Raw genomic sequence first — 15188 nt, forward strand, 5'->3', positions numbered from 1 at the left:
ACGCAGCGCATGTTCGATGAGATAGGGAGCGACTGGACGCTGCTGGGCCGCGGGAAAAGCTCCGAAGTGTTCAGGATCGGCGGGGGAGAGGTCATCAAGATTTTCCACGCCGCCGTGTCCGAAGAGATGATAGCGCGGGAAATGGCCGCGGCAGGAATGGCGGCATCGCTGCGCCTGCCGACCGCCGCGCCGCGTATCCGCGTCACTGTCGGGCAGAAGCCAGCGCTGATCTACCCGGAGGTCAGCGGCGTGTCGGTTGCAGCGGCGATCCGCAGGAAACCGCTGTCGGCGGCCAGCCTGCTGCGCGGCATGGCCAGCCTTCTCCACGCCGTCCATCGCCAGCCCGTGTCAGGATTGCGGAGCGTGAAATCGGTGCTGCGGACCGATATCGACTATGGCCCGGCCCCCGATGCCATCAAGCGGGCGGCGATCGAATATCTGCATCGCCTGCCCGACGCCGGCCAGCTGCTGCATGGCGATTTTCATATCGACAATATTCTCGTCAGCAACGGCGATCTGGTCATCCTGGATTGGGCGAAGGCCGCGACGGGAGCCCCTGCCGCCGATGCGGTGCGTAGCGAGATGCTGATGCGCTTTGGCGAGGGACCTGCCGATCCGATCACTACGCTATGGCGCGATTGGGCGGCGCGCTATCTGGGCAGAGCCTATCGCCGGGAAAGCGGTGTCGGAGAGGATGAGTTGCGCCTGTGGCGGCCCGTGGTCGCGCTCGCCTGGATGAGGGCGCGGCCGCCAGTCCGCGCCGCCGCCTTTCACCGCTATCTGAATAAGGCGCTGCGCAGCGCCGGGCTGCCAACGATCAGCTGACGCTGGCCAGATTGCCGCGCCTGACACGCGCCTGCCACGCCCCTTCCGCAGACGGCGGCTCCGCGCAAAGACGCTGCACCGCATTGCTCACCAGCATCGCAAGGCCCTGATCGCTGAGCAGCCCGCCGCGTATCAGGCAGCGGTCGATCAGCACCCGGCGGAAAGCGGCATAGAGCGCCTGGTCGGGAGCGCCAGGATTGATCCAGAATTCGTCCAACGTGCCCTTGTAGACGACGCCCGGCACCTTGTAGACCGCATGGCCCAGCACCAGCACCGGCTTGCCCTTGTTGAGCGCCAGTGTGCCCACTGTGCTGTTCACCGTGACAACGCCGAGTGACCGCCCCACCACCTGGGCAATGTCCATATCAGCCAGATAATAGACGCGGTCTTCCACGCCATAGCGAGCGGCAAGGCGGCGGGTCAGCCGCTCCCAAGCGACCAGCCCCGAATCGAGCGGATGCCGCTTCACGAGCAGGGATGTGCCCTCCGGCGCATAGCGGGCGAAGCTCTTGATCACGAAGCGCAGCGCAGCGCGCATATTGCCGAAGGGCGAGTGGACGCGGATCTGGTAATCGGAATCGAGTTGCAGCGGCAGGGTGAAGAAAGCCTTGTCCTTCACCTTCTCCCACTCGATGTGCGAGGCGCGCACGTCGCTCTTGCGCAGCATCAGTTTTTTCAACCATCCGGCAGCCTCCAGCAGGAAGCTGTGCGGCCGGTGCGTGCGGTAGAAGGGAAAGATCGGCCACATCATCGCCGACGCCAGCCCGTTGCGCGTGGTGTTGACCGCACGTTGCCGGAAGGTCGATGGAACCTGCGGTTCCCGTCCGCCTTCCGGCGGCAGGTCGCGCGCCTGATCCAGATACCATTGCGGGTCGAGCGGGAGGGTGGAGTTGCCGTTCACGCCATCCTTCTGCAACGTCATGAAGTCCGGGCGGATATAGCCTTCCTCCAGCACATGGACGCGCAGGCCCCGCAACCGCGCCATCTTGTGCGCAGACGCATGATAGGGGCGGCAGTCGCCATAGAGGATCAGGTCGGTGACGCCATGCTGGACGATGAAATCGTCGAAGAAGAGCGGCCAGTTGCGGAAGGAGCCGCGATAGTCCGTCGCTTCCCCCGGCCAATCGACCTTGTCGCCGCCATTGATGTTGATCCGCAGCGCTGCATGCCCCCGCATCCGCAGCGCGTCGGCCAGCATCGCAAAAAACGGTCCGTGTGGGCCCTGCAGGAAAAGGAAGGTCTTGGTCTGGCTGTCAGCCATGAAGATACTCGGCGGACAATGTCATAAATCTTTGTATTTTCCCCTGTAGCGTCCGTAGCCGGATGAGCCATGAAATAGGTGACGTCGATCCGCTGCCCAAGCGTTCCACCATGATTTCGGGGCCGCAGGGCAACCGGGTTACCGGGTCCAGATAGCGAGGATAGAGAATCAAGGCGGCGGCGACAAGCTGGTCGATGGTCAACGTGCGCCCGCGCCGTTCATTCGGCTGGGCCAGGTCACGCGTCAGGCCCCAGCCCGCATAGAATGGCATGCCATGCACCGTCACCGGCCGGTCGCGCAGCAGCGCCTCGAACCCGGTGAGGGACGACAGCACATGCACCTCGTCCACCGTCTGAACCAGCGTCATCAGTGGCGCGCCGGTATCCAGGACGTCGGCATGCCGATGCACCATCGCATCGCTCAGGTGTCCGCGCCGCAGCCCCGCCTGCACATCGGGATGAGGGCGGTAGATGATGTGAGCGTCGGGTTCGGCCCGCCGCACCCGTTGCAACAGGTCCAGGTTGCCCGCGACCCCCGCCCCGCCCAGCTGGACCGACAGGTCGTCCTCCACCTGCCCGACGACCAGTACCGTCCGCCGCGTGGTCGGAAGGTCGAGCATCCGGCCCGCTTCCTGACCATATTTGGTGACGCCCGAAGCCCGGATCGCCAAGCGCAGGCGGCGGGCGCGCTCGACCAGCGCGGGCCGAAAATCATGGGTCGCGAGCAGGCTTTCCAGATCGCTTGGCCGTGACGCATCATAATAGATGCCCTGCCGGTCGATCACCACGGACCCCGGCGGCGTCAGTGCAGCGCCCAGCCCCTTGGAACGCAGGAAGCCGTCTTCGACGTGGGCGATCGGCACGGCCTTCGCGCGGGCTTCTTCCAGCAGACTGGCAGGAACGCGCGAGGGCCAGACCGCCAGCGATCCCCCTGCCCGCCTTGCCCGTCGCAATCCCGCCGGAGGAGACAGGAAGGGGGGCGAACGCACCCCATCCCACAGGAACCGCCGCATCGCCTCCCGCTTCCAGAGGGCCATGCCGCTGGCGGCGGCGATGTCGCGATTGCCGTCCAGATGCCTGCGCCAGTCGGCAAGCTGCCGCACCGCATCCTCGGCGGTGGCGACCGCACCGCTGAAACAGTCGCGATAGGCTGCCGCCGCGATCGCCTGCTTTGCCGAATGGCGTAGCCGTTCGGGCGCAATCACGGTGCCGTCAGGGCCATGCACCGGCACGCCCAGCAGGCCGGCAATAATCGCCAGCTCGTCCTCGGCAGGGGCGTGGACCGATTGCGCCTGCGCCACCAGGCTCCACGGATCTACGGGTCTGGAACGCTCGCGCACGGGAAGGATCGCGATTTCCGCAGGGCCCAGCCCCTGACCATCGAACGGGCAGCCCGCACGTGCGACGAGCTTCACGCCCTCCCGCCGATAGCCCCAGAATGTTCCGCCAACGCGAGCCTGCGCGATCTGATCGAGCAGGCTGTCGGGCACCGCCGACGCATCATGAACGGCATCGCCGACGGCGCTGACCGCCGCAACGGTCCGCGCGATCCCAGGGAAGGGCGGCGAACGCAGGAAAGGTCGCGCCTTCATTCTATGAAGGCCGCATCGCGCGCAGCGGAAAAGCAAGTATGCACAGGGATTTCATGATCGCCCCCCGGAACGACGTCAAGCGAAGGCCGAAGCCGTCACCTCGTCCAGCAGCCGCGCGATGACGTCGAAATAGTCCGACCAGCGCGGCGCGCGCCAGGCGCCGATGCGCGCCATCTGGGCGGCACGCTCCGGTGAATCCGGCTGGCGATAGGCGTCGATCATCCGCATCCATCCAAGGCCATCGAGAGGATCGAGATAGTCCGGCGCCTCTCCGCCCACTTCCCGATGCGCGATGATATCACTGCAGATCACGGGGACGCCGACCGACAGCGCTTCGATCACCGGGATGCCGAAGCCTTCCTCGAAAGACGGCATCAACATCGCCCGCGCCCCGGCAATCAGCGCATGCATTTCGGTGTCCGGCACGCTGCCCGCTTCGATCACATGGCCGCGCAATATTTCCGCGCGTTCCAGCATGTCGACGACATTCTCATTTTCCCAGCCGCGCCGCCCGATCAGCACCAGCACTGGCGCGTCATCCCCCAGCCGCTCCACCAGCCGCCGCCAGACGTTCAGCAACAGCAGGTGATTTTTACGCGGCTCGATGGTCGAGATATAGACGAAATAGGGCCGCGTCGGCACGGCATGGCTTTCGCCACCAAAAAGGTCTGGGGGATCGGCGCCGAAATGGGCGACACAAAGCTGCCTGCCCTCCAGCCCGCTCGTCATGTGCGGGGCGAGCGCGTCGATGGTCGCCTGGCTGTTGCCGATGATGCCGTGCGCGAAGCGATCGATCGTCCGCACCCGGCGGAGATGTTCCTGCGCGCCCTGCGGCCGGGCGAATTCCGGGTGGGTGAGCGGTATGACATCATGCACCAGCGTCACGAAACGCGCGCCTTCCGCCCGCAGGATCGCGCCGACCTGATCGGGATCGTCAAGATGATGGGGCGACACCTGTAAATAGACGCGCGGCCGGGTGGCAGGCGGCACGGGGCGCGGGCGCAGCGCGATCAGGTGCTTGATGACGACCGCCCTGCTCGCCGCCTCATCACTGGCAGTGCTGTTACGCCACCGCGCGGCGGTGAAGGCCAGGAACTGACGCACGGCAGCCTCGTTCAGCCGGCCATAATAGCCCCCCGCCGGATGCACGGCGGCAAAGGCGAGCCTGTCCGGCATGCGCTCCAGCAATTCGCGCGCATAGACATATTCGACCCGGTCGATGCCGGTTGGCGCAGCGTGGAAACTGCGCGACAGCAGGCGCGAGATGTCGAGGATCACCTCCGCCTCTCCCCCTGCGGCGGAGAAATATTGGCGCGCGGGCTTGGACCGTAGCGCCAGCCGGGCGCCCGGCGCCTTAAACGGCTTCAGCGCCATGTCAGCGCCCTCTCACCCGCAAAAGACCGGTCATGGAACAGGGCCGCAGCTTAGAACTGGGCACGAATCTCTTCCGCCAGCGCTTCCAGATCGGCTGCATCGGCGAAATTGCCCTGTGCATGAGCGGAAAAGCCGGTCGGCCCGCCCACCCATCGCGGCACGATATGGAAGTGCAGGTGATAGACGGTCTGCCCGGCCGGTGCGCCGTTGAACTGCGCGACATGGATGCCGTCAGGATTAAGCGCCTTGCGCGTCGCGACGGCAACCTTCTTCACCGTGGCCATGACCTGCGCCAGCGCCTCATCCTCTATCTCCAGGATGTTGCGCGCCTTGGACCATTTGGAAATGACCAGGCTATGCCCCTTCGACTGCGGCTGGATGTCGAGGAAGGCATATGTATGCTCATCCTCATATAATTTGGTCGAAGGAATTTTCCCTTGCAGGATCAGGGCGAAGACATTGGCTTCGTCATAGGTGCCGTCCAGGCTCATGCCACCATTCCTCAGCTCAGATAATGAGCCGTGGTCTTAGCGGCGACTTCCTCCGCCGTCACGCCCGGTGCGAGTTCGACCAGCTTGAACGGGCTGTCATGATCGGGACGCTGGAACACGCAAAGGTCGGTGACGATCATATCGACCACATTCTTGCCCGTCAGCGGCAGGGTGCAGGCCGGGATGAACTTGGGATCGCCGTTCTTGGAGGTATGTTCCATGACGACGATGATCTTCTTGACGCCCGCGACCAGATCCATCGCGCCGCCCATGCCCTTGATCATCTTGCCGGGAATCATCCAGTTGGCGATGTCGCCATTTTCCCCGACTTCCATCGCGCCCAGCACGGTGAGGTCGATATGCCCGCCGCGAATCATGGCGAAACTGTCTGCGCTGGAGAAATAGACCGTGCTGGGCAGCTCGCTGATCGTCTGCTTGCCCGCATTGATGAGGTCGGCATCCTCCTCACCCTCATAGGGGAAGGGACCGATGCCGAGCATGCCGTTTTCCGATTGCAGCGTCACTTCCACGCCCGCCGGGATATGGTTTGCGACAAGTGTCGGAATGCCGATGCCCAAATTCACGTAGAAGCCGTCCTTCAGCTCCTTCGCCGCCCGCGCGGCCATCTCGTCACGGGTCCAGCCTTTGGTTTCCTGAGCCATCACGCGGTCTCCCTCTGGCGCACGGTGCGGAATTCGATTTTCTTGTCATAGGGCGCGCCGATAATCATGCGCTTCACATAGATGCCGGGCAAATGGATGCTGTCGGGGTCAAGGCTCCCGACCGGCACCACTTCCTCAACCTCGGCGACGCAGATTCTGGCGGCGGTTGCCATCGGCGCATTGAAATTGCGCGCGGTCTTGCGGAAGATGAGGTTGCCGCTTTCGTCGGCCTTCCAGCCCTTGATGATGGCGACGTCGGCGAAGATGCCGCGTTCCAGGATATAATCCTGCCCGTCGAAATTCTTCACTTCCTTGCCCTCGGCCACCGCCGTGCCGACACCGGTCTTGGTGTAGAAGCCCGGAATACCCGCGCCGCCTGCACGGCAACGCTCCGCCAACGTGCCCTGGGGGCAAAATTCGACTTCCAGCTCGCCTGAAAGATATTGCCGCTCGAATTCCTTGTTCTCGCCGACATAGGAAGAGATCATCTTCTTCACCTGTCGCGTGCGCAGCAGCTTGCCCAGCCCCTCGCCGTCGATGCCGGCATTGTTGGAGGCGATCGTCAGATCCTTGACACCGCTGTCGCGGATCGCGTCGATCAAACGCTCCGGGATGCCGCACAGGCCAAAACCGCCTGCGCACAGATGCATGCCCTCGAAGAGAAGGCCCTCCAACGCACTCGCAGCATCGGGGTATAGTTTCTTCACCATCGCCAGCCTCCTCCTGAACTTTATCGAGCGCCATAAGAGGTAGTGGCCGGACGGTCAATTTGCTGCGATGGCGAAATTTGCGCCCGGCCTGTGATCAGATCAGTCCGGCGAGCGGACTGGACGGATCGGCATAGAGCCGCTTGCCCATCCGGCCCGCGCGGTAGGCCATGCGCCCTGCCTCCACCCCCGCCTTCATGGCGGCCGCCATCAGCACCGGGTCTTTCGCTTCGGCTATCGCCGTGTTCATCAGCACGCCGGTACAGCCAAGCTCCATCGCCTCGGCCGCTTCCGACGCGGTGCCGACGCCCGCATCGACCAGAACCGGCAGCTTGGTGCCTTCAACGATCAGCCGGATGGTCACGCGGTTCTGGATGCCCAGGCCCGATCCAATGGGCGCGCCCAGCGGCATGATCGCCACCGCGCCCGCATCCTCCAGCCGTTTCGCGGCGATCGGATCATCGACGCAATAGACCATCGGCTTGAAGCCTTCCTTGGCGAGAATATCTGTCGCGCGCAGCGTTTCCACCATGTCGGGATAGAGCGTCCGCGCCTCGCCCAACACCTCCAGCTTGACCAGATCCCAACCGCCCGCCTCGCGCGCCAGGCGTAGCGTGCGGATCGCCTCCTCGCCGGTGTAGCAGCCCGCGGTGTTGGGCAGGTAGGTGATCTTCTTCGGGTCGATGAAGTCGGTCAGCATCGGCGCATTGGGGTCCGACACATTGACGCGCCGCACCGCGACGGTGACGATTTCCGCCCCCGAAGCCGCGACCGCCGCCGCATTCTGTTCAAAATTCTTGTATTTCCCCGTGCCGACAATCAGGCGCGACCGGAAGGTCTTGCCCGCCACGGTCCAGTTGTCGCCCTCGACAGCCGACACATCGCCACCGCCGACGAAATGCACGATTTCCAGTTCGTCGCCATCCTCCACCAGCACCTGCGTCAGGGTGGAACGGGGCACGACTTCAAGGTTCCGCTCGACCGCCACCTTTTCAGGCACGAACCCCAGTTCGCTCGCCAGTTCGGCCAGCGTGAGGCCCGCGCGCACCCGGCGATGCTCGCCGTTGATGTGGATGGATAGGGTTCCGTCGACGTGCAATGCTTTGTTCCCGGCAAAGAAGGTGTCTCGACTTGGCGCGACACGAAAGGCTAAAGGTCAGGGCGCATATAGGGGCGGCAGTGCCCCACTCGCAACCATAAGGGGGACTGCCATGGCCGACGCGCGCAAAATCTATGTGTTGAACGGCCCGAACCTCAACATGCTGGGCACGCGGGAGCCGGAAATCTACGGCTATGATACGCTGGACGATATTGCCGAACGGATGGAGGATGCGGCGACCCGCGCCCATGTCGAGGTCGATTTCCGCCAGTCCAACCATGAAGGCCATCTGATCGACTGGCTGCAGGAGGCGCATGCAGAGGGCGCCCATGCCGTCATCATCAATCCGGGCGGCCTGACGCACACATCGGTCGCGCTGCATGACGCGATCAAGGGCATCAGCGTGCCCGTCATCGAAGTCCATCTGTCCAACCCGCACATGCGCGAGCCATTCCGTCATAAAAGCTATGTCGGCATGGCGGCGAAGGGAACCGTGGCGGGCTTTGGCGCAATGTCCTACATGCTGGCGCTCGAAGCGGCGCTGGAATTGTAGGCGCCCGGTCATTTTGGCGCTCAAAAGTTGCGCTTGGCCCCAAATACGCATAGGCGCGGGCAGCAGTAACGATATTCACCGTCCAGGGACTTCAAATGAACGACAAGCAGGAAAAGGGCGCAATGCAGGTGGATGTGCAGTTGGTGCGGGATCTCGCCGCGTTGCTCGACGACACCAACCTGACGGAAATCGAGGTGGAGGACGGCGATCGCAAGATCCGCGTCGCGCGCAAGGCCGGCGGCGGTGGCGGCGCTCCCGCCTATATGCATGCCCCGGCCCCGATGGCCGCGCCCGCAGCGCCCGCGCCTGCCGCCGCCTCGGCTGAACCGGCGCTGCCTTCGGGCAATGCCGTGCGTTCGCCGATCGTCGGCACCGCCTATCTGGCTGCCGAGCCGGGCGCGGCGCCCTTCGTCAGCGTCGGTTCGACCGTGAAGCAGGGCGAAACGCTGGTCATCGTCGAAGCGATGAAGGTAATGAACGCCATTCCGGCTCCCGCATCGGGCACGGTCAAGGCGGTGCTGGTCGAAAATGGCCAGCCGGTCGAATATGACCAGCCGCTGATCGTCATCGAATAAGGCCGCGTAACTCCATGGCCATCGAAAAGCTGCTGATCGCCAACCGGGGCGAAATCGCGCTCCGCATCCATCGCGCCTGCCACGAAATGGGCATCAAGACGGTCGCGGTCCATTCCACCGCCGACGCCGACGCCATGCATGTGCGGCTCGCCGACGAGGCGATCTGCATCGGCCCGCCCGCGGCCAAGGACAGCTATCTGAACGTCGCGGCGATCATTTCGGCCGCGGAAATCTCCGGCGCGGATGCGATCCATCCGGGCTATGGCTTCCTGTCGGAAAATGCGCAGTTCGCGGAAATCGTGGAGGCGCATAACATCGCCTTCGTCGGTCCCAAGCCCGAACATATCCGCATCATGGGCGACAAGGTCGAGGCAAAGCGGACCGCAGGCGCACTGGGCCTGCCGCTGGTCCCCGGATCGGATGGCGCGCTTTCCAGCTTCGATGAGGCGAGGGAGGTCGCGACGAAGATCGGCTATCCCGTCCTGATCAAGGCAGCTTCGGGCGGCGGCGGGCGCGGCATGAAGGTCGTGCCTTCCGAAGACCAGCTTGAAACGCTGATGAAGCAGGCGGGTTCGGAAGCAAAGGCCGCCTTTGGCGACGATACCGTCTATATGGAAAAATATCTGGGCAACCCCCGGCATATTGAATTCCAGGTGTTCGGCGACGGCAAGGGCAACGCCATCCATCTGGGCGAGCGCGACTGTTCGCTCCAGCGCCGCCACCAGAAGGTGCTGGAGGAAGCGCCCTCACCCGTCCTTTCCACCGCCGAGCGGAACCAGATGGGCGAAGTGGTGCGCAAGGCGATGGCCGACATGGCCTATCGCGGCGCGGGCACGATCGAGTTCCTGTGGGAAAATGGCGAATTCTACTTCATCGAGATGAACACCCGCCTGCAGGTGGAGCATCCGGTAACCGAAATGATCACCGGCATCGACCTGGTCCGTGAACAGATCCGCATTGCCGAGGGCAAGCCGCTGTCGGTCGAGCAGCAGGATATCGAGTTTCAGGGCCACGCCATCGAATGCCGCATCAACGCCGAAGATCCCCGGACCTTCGCGCCGTCGCCCGGCACCGTCACCAGCTATCATGTCCCCGGCGGCATGCATGTCCGCGTCGATAGTGGCCTGTATCAGGGCTATAAGGTGCCACCCTATTACGACAGCATGATCGGCAAGCTGATCGTCTATGGCCGAACGCGCGAAGGGGCGATCATGCGATTGCGCCGCGCGCTGGAGGAATATGTGATCGAAGGCATGAAGACCACGATCCCCCTGCACCAGAAGCTGCTCCGAGACCCGGAGTTCCTGAATGGCGACTACACGATCAAGTGGCTGGAGGAATGGCTGGCCCGCGACGAATAAGCGGGCCGGAATTTTCAGATTTGTTCAATGGGGGGAACGGGAATGCAAAAGGGAAAGATTGTTTTCACGGGCCACTTCCTTGAATATTTCATCATGTCGCTCGGCCTGCTCCTGCTGTGCGTGGTGACGCTTGGGCTGGCGCTCCCCTATTACGCCTACTGGAATTTCAAATATTTCTTCTCGAACATGGAAGTCGAGCTGTATCAGTCCGGCAATCCGATCGAGCACAGCAGGTAACAGGGCATGAAGGCGACCATCTGGCACAACCCCCGCTGTTCCAAGTCACGGGCCGCGCTGGCGATTCTGCAGGAAACGCCGGAGGTTGTTGTCGAGGTCGTCGAATATCTCAAGACCCCGCCCGCTCGCGCCGAAATCGCAGCGGTGCTGAAGAAGGCGGGCGTCCGCCCCTCGCAAGCGCTCCGCAAGGGCGAAGCGGTGGTGAAGGAAATCGGCCTAGACGTCACGGATGACGAGGCGATCCTTGACGCCATGGCGCTGCACCCGATCCTGATCGAGCGGGCCATCGTCATTACCGAAAAAGGCGCGGTCATCGCCCGGCCGCCCGAACGGGCAAGCGAAGTGCTTTAAGGATAAGCCAAGGCTCGGCAGGGCAAGTCTTGGTCGCCTTCTCTACCGCACTCGCCAGCGATAATCTTCCTCCCTCACCTCGGTAACAGCATATCCTTCGGGATCGCGAGCAGGACGAAACCGATAACGCTCCCTGATGATGCGGCAGGTCATGGCATCAACCTCCGCATAGCCGCTGCCTTCAATAATCTCGCATTTGTCGACACGGCCTGACGGACCTATGGCATATCGGACGCCAATTTTCAGGCGGCCGACCCCGCGCAGCCAGTCGGGGAAATCGGAATTTCGAAAACGCCCGTCGGTCTGCCTGGCGCGCGAAAATTCGCCGCCATCACCGGTTCCGCTTCCCTCACCGGCGCCATCGCCTCGCCCTGATCCGCTGCCGCGTCCCTCGTCGCCTGCGCCGATCCCGTTGGCCGCCTCCGTGGACGCCGCAGGAGCAGGCAATGTTGGCGCAGGGAGGGAGACGACAGGCGGAGGCGCGACAATTGCGCTCTCCTCAATTATCGGCTTTGGCCGCACCTGCGGTGCAGGCGTGGAGCCGCCAGCGGGTTTGATTTCCCGTGGCTTTTCGATTTTCGGGGGTTCTGGCTCAGAATCGACCGGCGGCGCGAGATTCAGCAGAGTCAGTGGCGCATCATCCGTTATCGCCCGCCATAATGGGCCAACGCGCAGCCCCGAAATCAGGGCATAGCCGATCAGAAAATTGACGACGAGCGCAGCGATCGCCGGAGCGACCTTGCCAGACCCCGGCCACCGCTGCGCCCAGATATTCTTCATTTTGTTGATGTCCGTGCATCCTGCACGGCGCGATGCCGATTAACGGTAAACGCGGCGGCCGTTGCGATCGATATAATATTCGCGGCCGCGACGGTCGCGCTGCCACCGGCGGTCGCCGTCCGAAGTCGCGACGCCCACGGCCGCACCGCCTGCAGCGCCGATCGCTGCGCCTTCGGCAACGCCAAGGCCAGGAACCAATGCGCCTGCTACAGCGCCACCCACCGCGCCGATCCCGGCACCGCGCAGGCCGTCACGCGTCGTTTCGCGCGCGCAGCCGCCGACGCTGGCCGCGGCCGCCAAACCTGTAACCAGCAAAATCATTTTCTTCATGGCTCGTCTCCATATTGGTGAGCTAAGAACGAGGGAGACGGCGATAAGTTCGATTACATCGTTGCGCGCCCAGCGCTTTTCGATGCGTCCCTCGCCTGTCGAGGCAAGGCGGACGGGCCAACAACCGCACTGGAGCGCCCCGGGATAACCCGCTATCCCCTGCGCCATGTCCCAGAATCACCTCTATCTTGTCGATGGCAGCGGCTATATCTTCCGCGCCTATCACCAGCTTCCACCGCTCACCAACAAGCATGGCCAGCCGGTCGGCGCGGTTTATGGCTATACCACCATGCTGTGGAAGCTGGCCGAGGAACTGGGCAAGGCGGAAGGGCCCACCCACCTCGCCGTGGTACTGGACAAGGGCAGCCACACCTTCCGCAACGACATGTACGACCAGTATAAGGCGAACCGTCCGCCCGCGCCCGAAGACCTGGTCCCGCAATTCCCGATGATCCGCGACGCGACCCGCGCTTTTTCGCTGCCCTGCATCGAGGAAGCGGGTTTCGAAGCCGACGACATCATCGCCAGCTATACCAAGGCCGCCGTCGCGGCGGGATGGCACGTGACCATCGTCAGTTCCGACAAGGACCTGATGCAGCTGATCCAGCCCGGCGTCGACATGTACGACACGATGAAGAATGAGCGGCGCGGCGCGGACTATGTGATGACCAAGTTCGGCGTTCAGCCGGAGCAGTTGGGCGACGTCCTGGCGCTGATGGGCGACAGCGTCGATAATGTCCCCGGCATCCCTGGCATCGGCCCCAAGACCGCCGCCAAGCTGATCAGCGAATATGGCAGCCTGGAAGCGGCGCTGGAAGCTGCCCCTTCGATGAAGAAGTCGAAGATGCAGGAAAACCTGATCGCCCATGCCGACATGGCCCGCCTGTCGCGCAGGCTGGTGGCGCTGCACGACGGCATGGACCTGCCAGAGCCGCTGGAGGATTTGACGCTCAAGGGCATCCCGCCCGAGCCGCTCCAGAACTTCCTGGAACATCATGGCTTCAAGTCGCTCCTTACCCGCCTTGGCGCGCCCGCCGCTGCGGTTGCGGTAGCGACCGCCGCGCTCGCCGTTACGGAATCGACACCGCCCGGCGCGCCGGTTCTCGAAGAAGAACCGCCAATCGACCGCAGCCTTTACGAGACAGTGGTGAGCGAAGAAGCGCTCGACCGCTGGATCGCCGCCGCGCATGCCGAGGGCTTCGTCGCCGTCGATACCGAAACCGACATGCTCGATTGCGTGTCCTGCGCGCTGGTCGGCATCAGCATGGCCGTCGGCCCCAACGCGGCCTGCTACATCCCGGTCGGTCATGGCGGAAAGGACATGTTCGCGGAAAAGCCCGACCAACTGCCCAAAGACCTGGTCCTCGCGAAGTTGAAGCCGCTGCTGGAGGACGACAGCGTCCTCAAGATCGGCCAGAATCTGAAATATGACCTGACGGTCATGCGCCGCCACGGCATCGAGATCGCACCCTATGACGATACCATCGTCATGAGCTTCGATCTGGACGCAGGACAAAGCCTTGCGGGCCACGGCATGGACGAAGCGGCCCGCACCCACCTCAACCATGTCTGCATCAGCTTCAAGGATGTCTGCGGCAGCGGCAAGAACCAGATCAGCTTTGCCGAAGTCCCGCTGGACAAGGCGACCGAATATGCCGCCGAAGATGCGGACGTCACGCTGCGGCTGTGGAAGATTTTCAAGAACCGGATCGCCAATGAAGGGGCCAGCCGCGTCTATGAACTGGTCGATCGCCCGCTCGTTTCAGTGATCGCGCGGATGGAGCATGAAGGGATCAAGGTCGATCGCGAGCAGCTATCCCGCCTCTCCGGGGAGTTCACCACCGAAATCGCCAAGCTGGAAGGCGAGATCCACGAGATCGCGGGCCAGCCCTTCGCCATCGGATCGACGCAGCAGCTGGGCGCGATCCTGTTCGACAAGATGGGGTACAAGGGGGGCAAGAAGGGCAAATCCGGCGCTTATTCCACCGACGTCACCATCCTTGAGCAATTGAAGGCGCAGGGTGCGGAGATAGCGGGCAAGATCCTTGACTGGCGGCAGCTATCGAAGCTCAAATCCACCTATACCGACGCGCTTCAGGCGCAGATCAACCGGGACAGCAGCCGCGTGCATACCAGCTATTCGCTGTCCGGCGCGCAGACCGGCCGCCTGTCCTCGACCGATCCCAATCTCCAGAACATCCCGATCCGCACCGAAGTCGGCCGCCAGATCCGCCACGCCTTCGTCGCCGAGCCGGGCAACGTGATATTGGCCGCGGACTATAGCCAGATCGAACTGCGCCTTGCCGCCCACATCGCCGATGTGCCCGCGCTTCGGGACGCATTTCTTGCTGGCGAGGACATTCACGCCGCCACCGCCCAGCAATTGTTCGGAGAGGTCAATCGCGACACGCGCGGGCGGGCCAAGACCATCAACTTCGCGATCCTCTACGGCATATCCCGCTGGGGCCTTGCCGGGCGGCTGGAGATCAGCGCCGACGAAGCGCAGGACATGATCAGCCGCTATTATGAACGCTTCCCCGGCATCAGCCTCTATATCACCGAGACGCTCGAAAAGGCGCGGGCGCGGGGCTATACCGAGACGCTGTTCGGCCGAAAAACATGGTTCCCGCGCATCAAGGCGCCCATCCAGCATGAGCGGCAGGGCGCCGAACGGGCCGCCATCAACGCGCCGATTCAGGGCACGAGCGCCGACATCATCAAGCGAGCGATGGTTCGCATGGGGCCTGCCCTTGCTGCCGAAGGGCTGAACGATGTGAAGATGCTGCTGCAGGTCCATGACGAATTGGTTTTCGAGCTGCCCGAGGGCCATGTCGAACAGGCAAGCGCCGTCATCCGCCGGGTCATGGAAACGGCGGCCGAACCGATCGTGAAGCTGAGCGTGCCGCTGGGCGTTGAAATCGGGCATGGCCCAAGCTGGGGGGCAGCGCATTAGCGCCTGTTCCGTCATCCCAGCGAAAGCTGGGATCCCAG

Annotated in this window: 16 protein-coding genes; 7 read left to right on the forward strand and 9 right to left on the reverse strand. The window is 63.5% G+C overall.

Translation table 11 applies throughout. The features are described from left to right. The first annotated feature begins 9 nt into the window (after positions 1-9). Positions 10-825 carry a phosphotransferase family protein gene (locus K663_RS14110; protein WP_145902279.1) on the forward strand — a complete coding sequence of 272 codons (816 nt, stop codon included), beginning with the start codon at positions 10-12 and terminating at the stop codon, positions 823-825. Here K663_RS14110 and K663_RS14115 read toward each other — a convergent pair. The 7 genes from K663_RS14115 to thiS form a co-directional block, all read right to left on the reverse strand. Next, positions 818-2086 (reverse strand): capsule biosynthesis protein, encoded by a 1269-nt coding sequence (locus tag K663_RS14115; protein WP_062118835.1) that lies wholly within the window; start codon positions 2084-2086, stop codon positions 818-820. The two genes, K663_RS14110 and K663_RS14115, sit on opposite strands and share 8 nt — an antisense overlap. Continuing rightward, the gene (locus K663_RS14120; protein WP_062118838.1) at positions 2079-3677 is read right to left on the reverse strand and encodes a capsular polysaccharide export protein, LipB/KpsS family; all 1599 of its coding nucleotides are present in this window, start codon (positions 3675-3677) and stop codon (positions 2079-2081) included. Before K663_RS14120 ends, K663_RS14115 begins: the two co-directional genes overlap by 8 nt. 75 nt (positions 3678-3752) lie before the next feature. Then, positions 3753-5051: a glycosyltransferase family 4 protein gene (locus tag K663_RS14125; protein WP_062118841.1), complete on the reverse strand. Its 1299-nt coding sequence runs from the start codon at positions 5049-5051 to the stop codon at positions 3753-3755. A 50-nt stretch (positions 5052-5101) separates the two neighbouring features. After that, positions 5102-5542 carry an HIT family protein gene (locus tag K663_RS14130; RefSeq protein WP_062118844.1) on the reverse strand — a complete coding sequence of 147 codons (441 nt, stop codon included), beginning with the start codon at positions 5540-5542 and terminating at the stop codon, positions 5102-5104. 11 nt (positions 5543-5553) lie between these two features. Next, complete coding sequence (locus K663_RS14135) at positions 5554-6204, reverse strand: CoA transferase subunit B (protein WP_201026639.1); 651 nt, start codon at positions 6202-6204, stop codon at positions 5554-5556. Further along, positions 6204-6914 carry a CoA transferase subunit A gene (locus K663_RS14140; RefSeq protein WP_062118847.1) on the reverse strand — a complete coding sequence of 237 codons (711 nt, stop codon included), beginning with the start codon at positions 6912-6914 and terminating at the stop codon, positions 6204-6206. Before K663_RS14140 ends, K663_RS14135 begins: the two co-directional genes overlap by 1 nt. A gap of 94 nt (positions 6915-7008) precedes the next feature. Further along, positions 7009-8010 (reverse strand): sulfur carrier protein ThiS, encoded by a 1002-nt coding sequence (gene thiS / locus K663_RS14145; RefSeq protein WP_083535915.1) that lies wholly within the window; start codon positions 8008-8010, stop codon positions 7009-7011. A gap of 112 nt (positions 8011-8122) precedes the next feature. On the opposite strand from thiS, the gene aroQ reads away from it, so the two are divergent. The 5 genes from aroQ to arsC all read left to right on the forward strand — a co-directional run bounded on the left by aroQ (position 8123) and on the right by arsC (position 11087). After that, positions 8123-8563 (forward strand): type II 3-dehydroquinate dehydratase, encoded by a 441-nt coding sequence (gene aroQ / locus K663_RS14150; RefSeq protein ID WP_062118850.1) that lies wholly within the window; start codon positions 8123-8125, stop codon positions 8561-8563. A gap of 95 nt (positions 8564-8658) precedes the next feature. Next, the gene (gene accB, locus K663_RS14155) at positions 8659-9138 is read left to right on the forward strand and encodes an acetyl-CoA carboxylase biotin carboxyl carrier protein (RefSeq protein WP_062118853.1); all 480 of its coding nucleotides are present in this window, start codon (positions 8659-8661) and stop codon (positions 9136-9138) included. A 14-nt stretch (positions 9139-9152) separates the two neighbouring features. Beyond that, positions 9153-10499, forward strand: a complete 1347-nt coding sequence (gene accC, locus K663_RS14160; protein ID WP_062118858.1) for an acetyl-CoA carboxylase biotin carboxylase subunit — start codon at positions 9153-9155, stop codon at positions 10497-10499. 42 nt (positions 10500-10541) lie between these two features. Then, positions 10542-10736 (forward strand): hypothetical protein, encoded by a 195-nt coding sequence (locus tag K663_RS14165; RefSeq protein WP_062118860.1) that lies wholly within the window; start codon positions 10542-10544, stop codon positions 10734-10736. 6 nt (positions 10737-10742) lie between these two features. Next, positions 10743-11087, forward strand: coding sequence for an arsenate reductase (glutaredoxin) (gene arsC, locus K663_RS14170; RefSeq protein WP_062118864.1), 345 nt, complete (start codon positions 10743-10745; stop codon positions 11085-11087). A gap of 42 nt (positions 11088-11129) precedes the next feature. Here the strand turns inward: arsC and K663_RS14175 are convergent, their stop codons facing one another. Both K663_RS14175 and K663_RS14180 read right to left on the reverse strand, forming a co-directional pair. Beyond that, positions 11130-11867, reverse strand: a complete 738-nt coding sequence (locus K663_RS14175; protein WP_062118868.1) for an energy transducer TonB — start codon at positions 11865-11867, stop codon at positions 11130-11132. Between the two features lie 39 nt (positions 11868-11906). Beyond that, entirely contained in the window at positions 11907-12197 is a 291-nt protein-coding gene (locus tag K663_RS14180) for a hypothetical protein (protein WP_062118871.1), read from the reverse strand. Between the two features lie 166 nt (positions 12198-12363). Here K663_RS14180 and polA point away from each other — a divergent pair, with 166 nt between their 5' ends. Continuing rightward, complete coding sequence (polA, locus tag K663_RS14185) at positions 12364-15150, forward strand: DNA polymerase I (protein ID WP_062118874.1); 2787 nt, start codon at positions 12364-12366, stop codon at positions 15148-15150. The last annotated feature ends 38 nt before the right edge of the window (positions 15151-15188 follow it).

Origin of the sequence: Sphingobium sp. MI1205 (assembly GCF_001563285.1) — a bacterium.
Lineage (GTDB): Bacteria > Pseudomonadota > Alphaproteobacteria > Sphingomonadales > Sphingomonadaceae > Sphingobium.

Coding starts and splice junctions, on each gene's coding strand:
- K663_RS14110 (WP_145902279.1), top strand. CDS start 10: ATGTTCGATGAGATAGGGAGCGACTGGACGCTGCTGGGCCGCGGGAAA.
- K663_RS14115 (WP_062118835.1), bottom strand. CDS start 2,086: ATGGCTGACAGCCAGACCAAGACCTTCCTTTTCCTGCAGGGCCCACAC.
- K663_RS14120 (WP_062118838.1), bottom strand. CDS start 3,677: ATGAAGGCGCGACCTTTCCTGCGTTCGCCGCCCTTCCCTGGGATCGCG.
- K663_RS14125 (WP_062118841.1), bottom strand. CDS start 5,051: ATGGCGCTGAAGCCGTTTAAGGCGCCGGGCGCCCGGCTGGCGCTACGG.
- K663_RS14130 (WP_062118844.1), bottom strand. CDS start 5,542: ATGAGCCTGGACGGCACCTATGACGAAGCCAATGTCTTCGCCCTGATC.
- K663_RS14135 (WP_201026639.1), bottom strand. CDS start 6,204: ATGGCTCAGGAAACCAAAGGCTGGACCCGTGACGAGATGGCCGCGCGG.
- K663_RS14140 (WP_062118847.1), bottom strand. CDS start 6,914: ATGGTGAAGAAACTATACCCCGATGCTGCGAGTGCGTTGGAGGGCCTT.
- aroQ (WP_062118850.1), top strand. CDS start 8,123: ATGGCCGACGCGCGCAAAATCTATGTGTTGAACGGCCCGAACCTCAAC.
- accB (WP_062118853.1), top strand. CDS start 8,659: ATGAACGACAAGCAGGAAAAGGGCGCAATGCAGGTGGATGTGCAGTTG.
- accC (WP_062118858.1), top strand. CDS start 9,153: ATGGCCATCGAAAAGCTGCTGATCGCCAACCGGGGCGAAATCGCGCTC.
- K663_RS14165 (WP_062118860.1), top strand. CDS start 10,542: ATGCAAAAGGGAAAGATTGTTTTCACGGGCCACTTCCTTGAATATTTC.
- arsC (WP_062118864.1), top strand. CDS start 10,743: ATGAAGGCGACCATCTGGCACAACCCCCGCTGTTCCAAGTCACGGGCC.
- K663_RS14175 (WP_062118868.1), bottom strand. CDS start 11,867: ATGAAGAATATCTGGGCGCAGCGGTGGCCGGGGTCTGGCAAGGTCGCT.
- K663_RS14180 (WP_062118871.1), bottom strand. CDS start 12,197: ATGAAGAAAATGATTTTGCTGGTTACAGGTTTGGCGGCCGCGGCCAGC.
- polA (WP_062118874.1), top strand. CDS start 12,364: ATGTCCCAGAATCACCTCTATCTTGTCGATGGCAGCGGCTATATCTTC.